This is a genomic window from Streptomyces sp. NPDC034084, assembly GCF_055575535.1.
The window spans coordinates 24,121-37,435 of record NZ_JBVISK010000001.1; the positions used below are offsets into that span (position 1 = coordinate 24,121).

Consider the following 13,315-nt stretch of genomic DNA (forward strand, 5'->3'; position numbering starts at 1 on the left):
GGACGATCGTGACGGACATCGTCGACGAGCTGAAGTGGCGCGGGTTGTTCGCCCAGTCCACCGATGAGGACGCACTGCGCAAGGCTCTCGCGGACGGTCCCGTCACGTTCTATTGCGGTTTCGACCCGACCGCGGCCAGTCTCCACGTCGGTCACCTGGTCCAGGTCCTCACCGTCCGCCGGCTCCAGCAGGCCGGGCACCGGCCGCTGGCGCTGGTCGGCGGGGCCACCGGGCAGATCGGCGACCCGCGGCCGACGGCCGAGCGCACCCTGAACGACCCCGAGACGGTCGCGAACTGGGTGAACCGGCTGCGTTCGCAGATCGAGCCCTTCCTCTCCTTCGAGGGGGAGAACGCGGCGGTCATGGTGAACAACCTGGACTGGACCGCCGGGATGTCGGCGATCGAGTTCCTGCGGGACATCGGCAAGCACTTCCGCGTCAACAAGATGCTGACCAAGGACTCCGTCGCCCGGCGTCTGGAGTCCGAGCAGGGCATCAGCTACACCGAGTTCAGCTACCAGCTGCTCCAGGGCATGGACTTCCTGGAGCTGTACCGCCGCTACGGCTGCACGCTCCAGCAGGGCGGCTCGGACCAGTGGGGCAACCTGGTGGCCGGCCTCGACCTGATCCACCGCCTGGAGCCGGGCGCGGAGGCGCACGCGCTTGCGACGCCGCTGATGGTGAAGGCGGACGGCACCAAGTTCGGCAAGACCGAGGGCGGGGCCGTCTGGCTGGACCCGGAGATGACCACGCCGTACGCGTTCTACCAGTTCTGGCTGAACGTGGACGACCGGGACATCTCGACGTACATGCGGATCCTGTCCTTCAAGTCCCGCGAGGAGCTGGAGGCGCTGGAGGCGCAGACCGCCGAGCGGCCGCAGGCGCGTGCCGCCCAGCGGGCCCTCGCCGAGGAGCTCACCACCCTGGTGCACGGCGCCGAGCAGTGCGCGGCCGTCATCAACGCCTCCAAGGCGCTGTTCGGGCAGGGTGACCTGGCCGAGCTGGACGAGCCGACGCTCGCCGCCGCGCTGTCCGAGCTGCCGCACGCGCGCGTGACCGGGCTCGGCCAGGTGGTGGACCTGTTCGCCGAGGTCGGTCTCGTGGCGAGCAAGTCGGCGGCGCGCCGCACGGTGAAGGAGGGCGGGGCCTACGTGAACAACGTGAAGGTGACCGCCGAGGACGCCGAGGTGTCGGCGGACGAGCTGCTGCACGGCCGCTGGCTGGTGCTGCGGCGCGGCAAGAAGAACCTGGCGGCGATCGAGTTCGCCGGCTAGCGATCACACGGAGAGGCCCGGTACGCGCGCTGTGCGCCGTACCGGGCCTCTCCTCGTACTCAGGCGCGCTGTCTGTTGCCCCTGATCGAGGCCCACAGCATGTCGCCCACGCCGACGACGACGACGGCGCCGATCAGCTGGAGCAGGTGCCGGATCCAGTCGATGCCCTTGGTGTCATTGACTCCGATCCAGGTCGCGACCGCGTTGCCGAGCACGCTGCCGAGAATGCCGAACACGGTCGTCAGCCAGAGCGGGATCTGCTGTTTCCCGGGCAGGATCGCCTTCGCGATCAGACCGAGGACGAGTCCCACGATGATCGCCCACAACCAACTCATCATCGCCTCCTAGTGCGCATGTGGGCCCAGTCTCGACTCCTCGGTCGTACGGCGCATGTCGGACACCGCCGTACGTGCCCCGGTCTCGTCGGCTCCGGGGGGCGGGCGTACCGTGGAGACAGGTCCGGACCGGGGTGGGTCCGGCACGACCGCTGGGTGGTGGACGGCGATGACGAAGCATGGCGGGACCGAGGTCTTCCGGATCACGGGAGCCCGACAGGGGCTCGCCGAGGACGTCCGCGGGAGGCAGCGACGCTATGTCATCTCGATGACGGTGCGGACGCTCTGCGTGATCGCCGCGGCGGTCCTGTGGAACGTCGAGCGGCACGTGGCGTTCGTGGCGCTGGGTCTGGGCGCCCTGCTTCCCTATGTCGCCGTGGTGGTCGCCAACGCGGGACGCGAGAGGGCTCCGTCCCTTCCCTCCACGTTCGTCCCCCCTCCGGTGCGCCCCGCGCTCGACGCCGCGAACCTCAAGAAAAGCTCAGATCAATCATGAAGTTCCGGTGCACCGCACCCCATGTGCCGTGACATACTGCCTACGCGCTCCGCATCCCCCGTCGGAGCGACGGACCGATGCCGGGCAGCTCCCCCCGTGGCTGCCCGGCATCGCCCTTGCTGGACAATGATCGGGTGATCAATGGTCCCGTGAGCGAAGAGAAGCCGATCTGTTCCGCCAAGGGGTGCCGCGCCGACGCCGTCTGGGTCCTCGCGTGGAACAACCCCAAGGTGCACACGCCCGAGCGCCGCAAGACCTGGCTCGCGTGCGAGGAGCACCGCGAGCACCTCTCCCAGTTCCTGGGTGTACGGGGTTTCCTGAAGGACGTGGTCGCGCTGAGCGACTGGGAGTCCGACTCCCCCGCCTCCTAGGGCGCCCGCGACCGAGCGACCGGGAATCAGCCGCCGATCGCCGACATCGGGCGCTCGGGCTGGAGGAAGCTCGGGTCGTCGAGGCCCGAGCCGGCCTTCTTGCCCCACATGGCCTTCTTCCAGAGCTCCGCGACCGTCTCGTCCGGGGCGTCCGAGCGGAGCGCGGCCCGCAGGTCGGTCTCCTCGGTGGCGAAGAGGCAGGTGCGCACCTGGCCGTCGGCCGTGAGCCGGGTGCGGTCGCAGGCCCGGCAGAACGGGCGGGTGACGGAGGCGATGACGCCGACCGTGTGCGGTCCACCGTCGACCACCCAGCGCTCGGCGGGGGCCGAGCCGCGCTCCTCGGAGCCTTCCGGGGTCAGGGTGAAGCGGGTCCGGAGCGATTCCAGGATGTCGCCGGCGGTGATCATGCCGTCGCGCTTCCAGCCGTGCTGGGCGTCCAGGGGCATCTGCTCGATGAAGCGGAGCTCGTACCCCTCCTGGACCGCCCAGGCGAGGAGGTCGGGGGCCTCGTCGGCGTTGAGTCCGGGCATCAGGACGGCGTTGACCTTGACGGGGGTGAGGCCGGCCTCGCGGGCGGCGGCCATGCCGTCGAGCACGTCCTGGTGGCGGTCGCGCCGGGTGAGGGTCTTGAAGACCTCGGGGCGCAGGGTGTCGAGGGAGACGTTGACCCGGTCGAGGCCGGCGGCCTTGAGGGCGGCGGCGGTGCGCTTGAGACCGATGCCGTTGGTGGTGAGGGACATCCGGGGCCGCGGCTCCAGGGCGGCGCAGCGCTCGACGATCCCGACGAGGCCGGGGCGGAGCAGCGGCTCGCCGCCGGTGAAGCGGACCTCGGTGACGCCGAGGTCGGTGACCGCGATGCGGATCAGCCGGACGATCTCGTCGTCGGTGAGGAGGTCCGGCTTGGCGAGCCACTGGAGGCCCTCTTCCGGCATGCAGTACGTGCAGCGCAGATTGCACCGGTCCGTGAGCGAGACACGCAGGTCAGTGGCCACACGGCCGTAGGTGTCGATGAGCACTGTGGGCCCCCTCCCCGTTCTCCGGATGCGTTGCTTCGAGCCTACGCGAGCCCACGGACAACGAGCAGGGCAGATTGTCACGAGGACCGGCGCGGCCGCGTCGTAGAACTCTACGACGCGGCCGTCCTGCGGTCGCGGAACGTATACGGTTCAGTGCGCTCCGACTCCGGTGAGGGCCTTGACCTCCAGCTCCGCGTACTTGCCCTTGTCCGGCTCCTCCTTGGAGAGGACCGAGCCGAGCCAGCCGAGCAGGAAGCCGAGCGGGATGGAGACGAGGCCGGGGTTCTCCAGCGGGAACCAGTAGAAGTCCGCCGTCTTGAACATCGAGGTGGGCTTGCCGGAGACGACCGGCGAGAAGAGCACGAGGACGACGGCGGAGATCAGGCCGCCGTAGATCGACCACAGCGCGCCCTGGGTGGTGAACCGCTTCCAGAAGAGCGAGTAGAGGATCGTCGGCAGGTTGGCCGAGGCGGCGACCGCGAAGGCGAGGGCGACCAGGCCGGCGACGTTGAGGTCGCGGGCGAGGGCGCCGAGGGCGATGGAGACGATGCCGATGAGGACGGTCGCCCAGCGGGCGGCGCGGACCTCCTCCTTCTCGGTGGCCTTCCCGCGCCGGATGACGTTGGCGTAGATGTCGTGCGCGAAGGACGAGGAGGAGGCCAGGGTGAGGCCCGCGACCACGGCGAGGATGGTGGCGAAGGCGACGGCGGAGATGACGGCGAGGAGGATCGCGCCGCCGGTGGAGCCGGCTCCGCCGCCGATCTCCAGGGCCGCGAGCGGGGCGGCCGTGTTCCCGGCCTTGTTGGAGGCGACGATGTCGCTGTTCTTGAGGAGGGCGGCGGCGCCGAAGCCGAGGACGATCGTCATCAGGTAGAAGGCGCCGATGATGCCGATGGCCCAGTTCACGGACTTACGGGCGGCCTTGGCGGTCGGCACCGTGTAGAAGCGGATCAGGATGTGGGGCAGTCCGGCCGTGCCGAGGACGAGCGCGATGCCGAGGGAGAGGAAGTCCAGCTTGGAGGTGGCGGTGGCGCCGTACTTGAGGCCGGGCTCCAGGAAGGCCGGACCCTTGCCGCTGTTGGTGGCGGCCGCGCCGAGCAGCTCCGAGACGTTGAAGTGGAACTTGAGGAGGATGAGGAAGGTGATCAGGAGCGTGCCCGCGATGAGCAGGACCGCCTTGACCATCTGCACCCAGGTGGTGCCCTTCATGCCGCCGATCGTCACGTACACGATCATCAGGAGGCCGACCAGGGCGACGATCGCGATCTTGCCGCCGTTGCTGGTGATGCCGAGGAGCAGCGAGACGAGGACGCCCGCGCCTGCCATCTGGGCGAGCAGGTAGAAGATCGAGACGACGATCGTCGAGGTGCCGGCGGCGGTGCGGACGGGCCGCTGGCGCATCCGGTAGGCGAGGACGTCGCCCATGGTGAACCGGCCGGAGTTGCGCAGCGGTTCGGCGACCAGGAGCAGGGCGACGAGCCAGGCGACGAGGAAGCCGATCGAGTACAGGAAGCCGTCGTAGCCGAAGAGGGCGATGGCTCCGGCGATGCCGAGGAAGGACGCGGCGGACATGTAGTCGCCGGAGATCGCGAGGCCGTTCTGGAAGCCGGTGAACTGGCGTCCGCCGGCGTAGAAGTCGGCGGCGCTCCTCGTCTGGCGGCCGGCCCAGACGGTGATGGCGAGGGTGGCGACGACGAAGGCGCCGAACAGGGCGATGATCAGGGGCCGGTGCTCGGTGGTGGCGTTGGCCGCCGCGAGCAGGACGGGGGTGCTCATGCGTCGCCCTCCATACGGTTTCTGATGGCCTCGGCCCGGGGGTCGAGCCGGTTCGCCGCGTGCCGCGAGTAGAGCCAGGCGATGAGGAACGTGGTGAGGAACTGGCCGAGGCCGAGGACGAGGGCCACGTTGATGTTGCCGAAGACCCTGGTCCCCATGAAGCCGCCCGCGTAGTTGGAGAGCAGCACGTACAGCAGGTACCAGGCGATGAAGGCCAGGGTGAGGGGGAAGGCGAACGAGCGGTACGTACGGCGCAGTTCGCCGAACTCCGCGCCTTCCTGCACCTCGACGAACTGCTCCGTCGTGGGTGACGCGGGGCCGGGGGCGGTCTCCGTGCCGCTTCTGGGCGGCGGTGCTTCGGTAGCCACGGAATCTCCTCGTGACGCGGGGGCGGACGGCATGGTCAAGGGGGCCTCACCAGGGGTGCGGGAAGCGGGGCTCCGAGCGGAGTTCCTCCCCTGCCCAACGGCACGGAAACGGAAGCGAAGCGGTTCACGCGCGGGATTTCTTTGATCAGATCTTCATGAAGTCTTCTCAACTCATTGAAGCTTCGGGAAGATCAGCGATAGCTTCACTCGTCATGCACCTGTCCACGTGCAAACCCGCGCGCGGACAGTACATACGGATGATGTGGAGAACCCATGGCTCATCTGGGATCGAGGCGCGGCCGAGCTCTCGCTCTGCCGGTTGGTCTCGCGCTCACGGCCTCGCTCGGCTTCCTTCTCCCCGGCGCCGCCTCCGCCGCGGAACTGAGCGACGCTCCGGCCACCGTTGCCACGGACGGCCCCAAGCTCTCGTACGTCGTCAACGTCGAGGGTGGCCGCTGGACCGCCGCTTCGGTGAAGAAGGCGATCGCAGCCGCGGGCGGCGAGGTGGTCGTCTCGTACGACCAGATAGGCGTGATAGTCGTCCACTCGCAGAACCCCGAGTTCGCGAAGACGATCCGTCAGGCGCGTGGCGTGGTGTCGGCCGGTTCGACCCGGACCGCCCCGCTCTCCGTCCAGTCCGACGACTCCGTCGACGAGGGCGCGCAGACGCTGTCCCCGGCCGAGGCCAAGGCCGCCGCCGCGCTGGCGACGGACGAGCAGGACCCGCTGGAGCCGCTGCAGTGGGACCTCCCGGCGATCAAGGCCGACAAGGCCCACCAGAAGACGCTCGGCAGCAAGCGGGTCACCGTCGGCATCATCGACACGGGTGTCGACGACACCCACCCGGACCTGGCGCCGAACTTCGACGCCGCCGCGTCCGCCAACTGCGTGTCCGGCAAGGCGGACACCACCGCCGGTTCCTGGCGTCCGAACCCGGGCGAGAGCGACCACGGCACGCACGTCGCGGGCACCATCGGCGCCGCCAAGAACGGCGTCGGCGTCACCGGTGTCGCCCCGGGCGTGAAGCTCGCCGGCATCAAGGTGTCCACCCCGGACGGCTTCTTCTACACGGAGGCCGTGGTCTGCGGCTTCGTGTGGGCGGCCGAGCACGGCATCGACGTCACGAACAACAGCTACTACACCGACCCGTGGATGTTCGCCTGCAAGAACGACGAGGACCAGAAGGCCCTCATCGAGGCGGTCACCCGCGCCACCCGCTACGCGGAGAAGAAGGGCACGGTCAACGTCGCCGCGGCCGGCAACTCCAAGTTCGACCTGGCGGCCGACTCGATCCTCGACAACAGCAGCCCGAACGACACCACTCCGGGCGACCGGGTCATCGACCCGAAGGAGTGCTTCGACTACCCGGCCATGCTGCCGGGCGTCGTGACGGTCTCCGCGACCGGCGCCAAGGACCTCAAGGCGTCCTACTCCAACTACGGTCTCGGCGTGATCGACATCGCCGCCCCCGGTGGTGACCGCACCGAGTACCAGACCCCGGACGCCCCGGCGGTCAACGGCCGCATCCTGTCGACCACGGTCAACGGCGGCTACAACTACAAGGCCGGTACGTCGATGGCCTCGCCGCACGCGGCGGGTGTCCTGGCGCTCCTCAAGTCGACGCACCCGCACGCGAGCCCGGCGGCGCTGAAGGCGCTGCTGTACGCGCAGGCCGACGACCGCGCCTGCACCAACCCGTACGACATCGAGGGCGACGGCAAGATCGACGCCGTCTGCGAGGGCGGCACGAACAAGAACGGCTTCTACGGGGCCGGTCTGATCGACGCGCTGGACGCCGTCCGCCGGTAGTCACGGCGGTGCGGTGAGGGGCCCTGGTGTGGTGTGCCACACCAGGGCCTTTCGCATGGCACTGAGTGCCACACTGCCCTCATGGACAACACAGTGCGTACGGGTACGGAGTTGTTGTGGTCGGCCCTGGGCGGCGATCCCGCCCTCGTCGACCGCGTGGAGTACGGCGGGGTCTCCGGGCTGCTGCCCGCGCGGCTGCCGGTGATGGACCTGGCGCGCGCGGCGGTCGCGGCCTGCTCGCTCGCCGCGGTGGAGCACGCGGGGCTTCCGGGGCCGGTACGGGTGGACGACGGGGCCGTCGCCACCGCCTTCGTGAGTGAGCGCCATCTGCGGCTCGACGGGCGGGCTCCGGTGAACTTCGCGCCCCTCTCCCGGTTCTGGCGGGCGGCCGACGGCTGGGTCCGTACGCACGCCAACTACCCGCACCACAAGGCGGCGTTGCTCGCAGCTCTTCGAACGGCGGACTCCGTGGAGGCCGTCGCGGCGGCGATCGGCGAGCTCAAGGCCGTCGAGGTCGAGACGGCGGTGTACGCGGCGGGGGGCCTGGCGGTCGCGCTGCGCACGCCCGGGGAGTGGGCGGCGGGCGAGCAGGGCCGGGAGGTGGCGGCGCGGCCGCTGCTGGCCCGGGAGCGGCTGGACGAGGCGGCGCCCAGGGCCGGGGGCGGGCGGCCGCTGCGGGTCCTGGACCTGACGCGGGTGATCGCGGGGCCGGTCGCGACCCGGACGCTCGCGCTGCTCGGCGCGGACGTGCTGCGGATCGACCCGCCGGGCAACCCGGAACTGCCGGACCAGCACGCGGACACGGATGTCGGCAAGCGGACGGCGGCGCTCGATCTGGACCGGCCGTCGGACCGGCGGACCTTCGGTGAACTCCTGGACGGGGCCGACGTGCTGGTCACCGGTTACCGGCCGGGCGCGCTCGACCGGTTCGACCTGGAGCGGCCGGGTCTGGTGACCGCGCGGCTCTCCGCCTGGGGCGACTACGGGCCGTGGGGCGGGCGGCGCGGCTTCGACTCCCTGGTGCAGGTGGCGACGGGGATCGCCGCCGTGGAGGGGTCGGCCGAGAAGCCGGGCGCGCTGCCGGCGCAGGCGCTGGACCACGGCACGGGGTATCTGCTCGCGGCGGCGGTGCTGCGGTCGCTGACCGAGCAGCGCGCGGAGGGCGGCAGCCGGCTCGTCCGCGTGGCCCTCGCGCAGACGGGCCACTGGCTGTCGCACGGGCTGCCGCGGTACGAGCCGGAGCGGTACCTCACGGAGTCGGAGGGGCCGCTGGGGCGCCTGCGGCACGCCCTGTCGCCGGTGTCGTACGAGGGCGGCCCCGCGGGGTGGACCCGGGCGCCGGGCCTGCCGGGGGCGGACACGCCGGAGTGGTGGGGGGCCTGACGGGTCTCCCCCGGCACTCCGGCGTGGGGGACGTTACGGCTTGACCAGGACCTTGAGCGCCGTGCGGTCGTCCATCGCCTGGTAGCCGCCGGGGACCCCGTCCAGGCCGACCGTCAGGTCGAAGACCGGGGACGGGTCGATGGTGCCGTCGAGGACGTCCGGGAGGAGTTCCGGAATGTACGCGCGCACGGGGGCGACGCCGCCGCGGAGCGCGATGTTGCGGTCGAACATGACCGACAGGTCGAGGCCGGTGCCGCTGCCGTGCGGGACGCCGACGTAGCCGATGGAGCCGCCGTCGCGGGCGATCGCGACGGCGGTGCGCATGGACTGCTCGGTGCCGACGGCCTCGATGACGCCGTGGGCGCCCTGGCCGCCGGTGAGCTCGCGGACGGCGGCCTCGGCGGCCTCGCCGCGCTCGGCGACGACGTCGGTGGCGCCGAAGGCGCGGGCGATGTCGGTACGGGCGGTGTGCCGGCCGAGCGCGATGATCCGCTCGGCTCCGAGCCGCTTGGCGGCGAGGACGCCGCAGAGGCCGACGGCCCCGTCACCGACGACGGCGACGGTGGAGCCGGGCTTCACGCCCGCGCCGAGGGCCGCGTGGTGGCCGGTGCCCAGGACGTCCGAGAGGGCGAGCAGCGCGGTGAGCAGGCGGTCGTCGCCGGCCGCCTCGGCGGGCAGCTTGACGAGGGTGCCGTCGGCGAAGGGGACGCGGACGGCCTCGCCCTGGCCGCCGTCGGAGCCGACCGAACCCCAGAAGCCGCCGCTCGGGCAGGAGGTCTGGAGGCCCTCGGCGCAGTACTCGCAGGTGCCGTCGGACCAGACGAAGGGGGCGACGACGAGGTCGCCGGCGGCGAAGCCGGTGACGTCGGAGCCGGCCGCCTCGACGATGCCGAGGAACTCGTGACCGATGCGCTGGCCGGGCTGCCGGGCGGACTCACCGCGGTAGGCCCAGAGGTCGCTGCCGCAGATGCAGGCGCGCAGGACCCGCAGGACGACGTCCGTGGGCTCCTGGATCACCGGGTCGGGCACGTCCTCCACGCGCATGTCGAACGGGGCGTGGATGGTGGTGGCGCGCATGGGGGGCGGTCCTTGCTGTCAGACGGTTGTACGACATTCACCGTACATCGCGCGGAGCGCTTCCGCCGTCAGCGGCCCGCCCGCGTCGGCCGTGCGCGTCGGCCGTGCGCGTCGGCCGTGCGCGGCGCGCAGGGCGGGCCGGCGGGTCGATACACCTAGACCCCCGCCGCTCCCAGCAGGGATCCCGCGGCGTAGGTGACCGCCATCGCGAGGGCGCCGCCAGCCGCGTTGCGGAGGATCGCGGGGCCCGTGGGGGCGCTGCCGAGGCGGGCGCTCCACCAGCCGGTGAGGGTGAGGGCGGCGAGGACGGAGAGGACGGTGACCCAGAGGCGGGCGGAGGCCGGTGGGAGGACGATCGCGAGGAGCGGGAGCAGGGCGCCGGCGGTGAAGGCGAGGAAGCTGGCGCCGGCCGCGTGCCAGGGGTTGGTGAGGTCGTCGGGGTCGATGCCGAGCTCCACGCGCGCGTGGGCGCGCAGGGCGTCGCGGGCGGTGAGCTGTTCGGCGGCCTCGCGGGCCACCTCCCGGGAGAGGCCCCGGGCGGCGAGCAGTCCGGTCAGCTCGTCGAGTTCGGCCTCCGGCCGCTCGCGCAGTTCGCGCTTCTCCTGGGCGAGCGCGGCCTTCTCGGAGTCGCGCTGGCTGGAGACCGAGACGTACTCCCCCGCCGCCATCGACATCGAACCGGCGAGCAGTCCCGAGAGGCCGGCCGTGAGCAGGGCGGCCCGGGACCCGGTGGCGCCGGCCACGCCGACGACGAGGCCGGCGGTGGAGACGACGCCGTCGTTGGCTCCGAGCACTGCCGCCCGGAGCCAGTTGAGACGGGAGCCGAGTCCGCCGCCGTGGGCTTCGTCGTGCGCGGGAGGTTCGGTCACGTCAGGAGGGTCGCACCCCGCGCCTCACCAGACACGGACCGACCCGCCCGGGGCGAAGGCCGGGCTGGTGGCGCCCTCGGGGACCTCCTTGAGGGGCTGGGCGATCTCCTCGACGGACGGGCCGTGGACGGCGGCCAGGCGGTCGAGGAGGGCGAGGTCGAAGCCGTAGACGCGGGCGGCGTTCCCGCCGACCATGGCGGCCACCTCCTCCTTCGGCAGCCCCGCGTAGGCGATGCGGAGGCCTTCGCGGGAGTACGGGGTGGTGCCCTCGTCGTGCGGGTAGTCGCTGCCCCACATGATCTTGTCGAGGCCGATCCGGTCGCGCAGCGGCACCTCGTGGGGGCGCATGAAGCTCGCGCCGACGAAGCAGTTGTCCCGCCAGACCTCGCCGGGGCCCTTGCCCATGGACTCCGCGAGGCCGGCGCCGAACTTGGACTCGGCGGTGGCGGCGCCGGTCGCGGCCGACACCAGGCGCCGGTGGTAGTAGTCCAGCATGTCGAGGACGCCGGGGATCCATCCCGAGCCCTGCTCGGTGAGGACCAGCTTGAGCCCCGGGTGGCGCCGGAACGCGCCGCCGAAGATCAGGTGCCAGAGGGCGCGGTGGGAGAACCAGGTGGTCTCCACCATGAACACCGCCCGGGCGGCCGGTTCGTCGCCCAGCGGGGGCGACGCGGAGCCGCCGTGGTGGTTGACGGGGACGTCGAGTTCGGCGCAGACCGCCCAGATCGGGTCGTACGCGTCGGAGTAGAGCTCCGGGACGGGCGAGCCCGGCGGGACCCCCGGCAGCAGGATGCCGCCGGTCAGCCCGGCCTCGCGGGTGCGGCGGATCTCCGCGACGGCCGCGTCCACGTCGTTGAGGAGGATCTGCGCCACGCCCGCCCTGCGTCCCGGGGCGTCCGCGCAGAAGTCGGCCAGCCAGCGGTTGTGCGCCTGGAGCCCGGCCCAGCGCCGCTCGTACTCGGCGCGGGTGGGCGGCTGGGCCATCAGGGAGGCCTTGGGGAAGAACGGCGGGATGGTGTTGGGGAAGACGACCTCGGCGACGATGCCGTCCGTCTCCAGTTCGCGCAGCCGGCGCCGCGAGTTCCAGTTGCGGTCGGCGGTGTCGGCGAGGAGGTCCTCGTACGGGTTGACGTAGGTCGCCGCCCAGGCGTCGAAGTCGTCGTGGTGCTTCTTCTCCAGGTACGGCCTGTAGTCGAGGAGGTCGGCGCCGGCGTGGCAGTCGGCGGAGACGACGGTGTAGCGGTCGGTCACGGCGACACCCCCAGGACGGGGAACTCGTGGTCGGTGAGCCAGTGCCGGCCGACCTCGCGCGAGCGGGCCCAGGATGCCTCGACGGCGGTCTGGTCGGCGGGCTGGCCGAGGTCGGCGGGGGTGGGGCCGATTCGACGGGCTATCGGATCCAGTATGTGGATATCGAATCCAAAGACCTCGGCGGCGGCGAGCCCCAGCATCCGCCGGGTCTCCTCGACCGGGATGTCGTGGAAGGTCCTCCGCAGCCACGCGCGCGTGTCGGGCCAGGTGCCCTCCGGGTGCGGGAAGTCCGAGCCCCACAGGATGTTGTCGACGCCGATCTCGTACCGCTGCGCGAGCTCGCGCCGCTTGGTGTTGGTGGCGCAGAGGAAGACCTGCCGGTCCAGGTACTCGCTGGGCGGCCGCTTCAGCTCCGCGAACGGGGACAGCTTCTTGCCGCCGTGCGCGCCCAGGTAGAGCCGGTCCATGAACCAGAGCAGGTTCGGCAGCCACCAGCAGCCGGACTCGGCGACCCCGAAGCGCAGGCCGGGGTGGCGCTCGAAGACGCCCGACCAGAGCAGGAACCACAGTGGTCTGGCCGGCCACCAGGTGACCTCGGAGACGTAGATCCCGAGGTGGTCGCCGTACTCCTCGCGCGGCGCCGCCCCGGAGTGGGTGACGACCGGCATGCCGGTCTCGGCCGCCGCCGCCCATACCGGGTCGTAACGCCGGTCGTGGTACGGGGCCTTGTCCACCCACATGGAGGGGATCATGAGCGCGCCGAGCCCGGACTCCTTGGCGCGGTGGATCTCCGCGACGACCTCGCGGACGTCGGCGGTGACGGGGAGGAGGGCGACCCCGCAGTGCCGGCTCGGGTTCGCGGAGACGAACTCGGCGAGCCAGCGGTTGTGCGCCTTCGCGCCCGCCATGCCCAGCTCCGGGTCCTGGTCGCCGGAGAGCCCGAGGCCGACGCCGAAGGGAGCGGCGGTCCGGCTGTCGACGGCGTCCGCGTCGGGGAAGACGACCTCGGCGGCCACCCCGTCGCCGTCGAGCTCCTTGATGCGCTGGGCGGGGTCCCAGCCGCCGCGCAGGCCCTCCTCGTTGTCGCTGAACCACTTGGTGGCGAAGGCCTCGTTGCGCACCCCGAGCCGGGTCATGGCCTCCCGGCGGGCCTCGCGCCCGGCCAGGAAGTCGTCGAAGTCCCGGTGGAAGCGGCGGTCGAGATAGGGCCGGTACTCCTCGGTGGGCAGCCCGGCGTGACAGTCGGAGGAGATGATCAGATACGGGTCCTCGTGGCTCATCGTGCGGCTC

The 13,315-nt window shown here is 71.7% G+C and carries 13 protein-coding genes; 5 read left to right on the forward strand and 8 right to left on the reverse strand.

Annotated elements, in window-relative coordinates; translation table 11 throughout:
• The first annotated feature begins 8 nt into the window (after positions 1 to 8).
• Entirely contained in the window at positions 9 to 1,274 is a 1,266-nt protein-coding gene (gene tyrS / locus ACZ51I_RS00130; protein WP_468870455.1) for a tyrosine--tRNA ligase, read from the forward strand.
• 59 nt (positions 1,275 to 1,333) lie between these two features.
• Here tyrS and ACZ51I_RS00135 read toward each other — a convergent pair whose 3' ends face one another.
• Positions 1,334 to 1,609 carry a GlsB/YeaQ/YmgE family stress response membrane protein gene (locus ACZ51I_RS00135; protein ID WP_468870456.1) on the reverse strand — a complete coding sequence of 92 codons (276 nt, stop codon included), beginning with the start codon at positions 1,607 to 1,609 and terminating at the stop codon, positions 1,334 to 1,336.
• A gap of 169 nt (positions 1,610 to 1,778) precedes the next feature.
• Between ACZ51I_RS00135 and ACZ51I_RS00140 the strand changes: the two genes are divergently transcribed.
• Both ACZ51I_RS00140 and ACZ51I_RS00145 read left to right on the forward strand, forming a co-directional pair.
• On the forward strand, positions 1,779 to 2,105 hold the full coding sequence (locus ACZ51I_RS00140) for a DUF3099 domain-containing protein (RefSeq protein ID WP_468870457.1): 327 nt from the start codon (positions 1,779 to 1,781) through the stop codon (positions 2,103 to 2,105).
• A 149-nt stretch (positions 2,106 to 2,254) separates the two neighbouring features.
• Positions 2,255 to 2,476, forward strand: coding sequence for a hypothetical protein (locus tag ACZ51I_RS00145; protein ID WP_468870458.1), 222 nt, complete (start codon positions 2,255 to 2,257; stop codon positions 2,474 to 2,476).
• 26 nt (positions 2,477 to 2,502) lie between these two features.
• On the opposite strand, the gene moaA is transcribed toward ACZ51I_RS00145, so the two are convergent.
• From moaA to ACZ51I_RS00160, 3 genes are all read right to left on the reverse strand, one after another.
• The gene (gene moaA, locus ACZ51I_RS00150; protein WP_468870459.1) at positions 2,503 to 3,492 is read right to left on the reverse strand and encodes a GTP 3',8-cyclase MoaA; all 990 of its coding nucleotides are present in this window, start codon (positions 3,490 to 3,492) and stop codon (positions 2,503 to 2,505) included.
• Between the two features lie 150 nt (positions 3,493 to 3,642).
• Positions 3,643 to 5,268 (reverse strand): solute symporter family protein, encoded by a 1,626-nt coding sequence (locus tag ACZ51I_RS00155; RefSeq protein WP_468870460.1) that lies wholly within the window; start codon positions 5,266 to 5,268, stop codon positions 3,643 to 3,645.
• A complete protein-coding gene (locus ACZ51I_RS00160) occupies positions 5,265 to 5,636 on the reverse strand; it encodes a DUF485 domain-containing protein (RefSeq protein ID WP_468870461.1) in 372 nt (123 codons plus the stop codon). Before ACZ51I_RS00160 ends, ACZ51I_RS00155 begins: the two co-directional genes overlap by 4 nt.
• A gap of 273 nt (positions 5,637 to 5,909) precedes the next feature.
• On the opposite strand from ACZ51I_RS00160, the gene ACZ51I_RS00165 reads away from it, so the two are divergent.
• Positions 5,910 to 7,445 (forward strand): S8 family peptidase, encoded by a 1,536-nt coding sequence (locus ACZ51I_RS00165; protein ID WP_468870462.1) that lies wholly within the window; start codon positions 5,910 to 5,912, stop codon positions 7,443 to 7,445.
• Positions 7,446 to 7,526: 81 nt separating this feature from the next.
• On the forward strand, positions 7,527 to 8,828 hold the full coding sequence (locus ACZ51I_RS00170; protein WP_468870463.1) for a CoA transferase: 1,302 nt from the start codon (positions 7,527 to 7,529) through the stop codon (positions 8,826 to 8,828).
• Positions 8,829 to 8,861: 33 nt separating this feature from the next.
• On the opposite strand, the gene ACZ51I_RS00175 is transcribed toward ACZ51I_RS00170, so the two are convergent.
• From ACZ51I_RS00175 to ACZ51I_RS00190, 4 genes are all read right to left on the reverse strand, one after another.
• Positions 8,862 to 9,905 (reverse strand): zinc-dependent alcohol dehydrogenase family protein, encoded by a 1,044-nt coding sequence (locus ACZ51I_RS00175; protein ID WP_468870465.1) that lies wholly within the window; start codon positions 9,903 to 9,905, stop codon positions 8,862 to 8,864.
• A gap of 155 nt (positions 9,906 to 10,060) precedes the next feature.
• On the reverse strand, positions 10,061 to 10,774 hold the full coding sequence (locus tag ACZ51I_RS00180; protein WP_468870466.1) for a VIT1/CCC1 transporter family protein: 714 nt from the start codon (positions 10,772 to 10,774) through the stop codon (positions 10,061 to 10,063).
• A 24-nt stretch (positions 10,775 to 10,798) separates the two neighbouring features.
• Positions 10,799 to 12,025 (reverse strand): amidohydrolase family protein, encoded by a 1,227-nt coding sequence (locus ACZ51I_RS00185; protein WP_468870467.1) that lies wholly within the window; start codon positions 12,023 to 12,025, stop codon positions 10,799 to 10,801.
• Complete coding sequence (locus tag ACZ51I_RS00190) at positions 12,022 to 13,305, reverse strand: amidohydrolase family protein (protein ID WP_468870468.1); 1,284 nt, start codon at positions 13,303 to 13,305, stop codon at positions 12,022 to 12,024. Before ACZ51I_RS00190 ends, ACZ51I_RS00185 begins: the two co-directional genes overlap by 4 nt.
• Positions 13,306 to 13,315 lie beyond the last annotated feature (10 nt).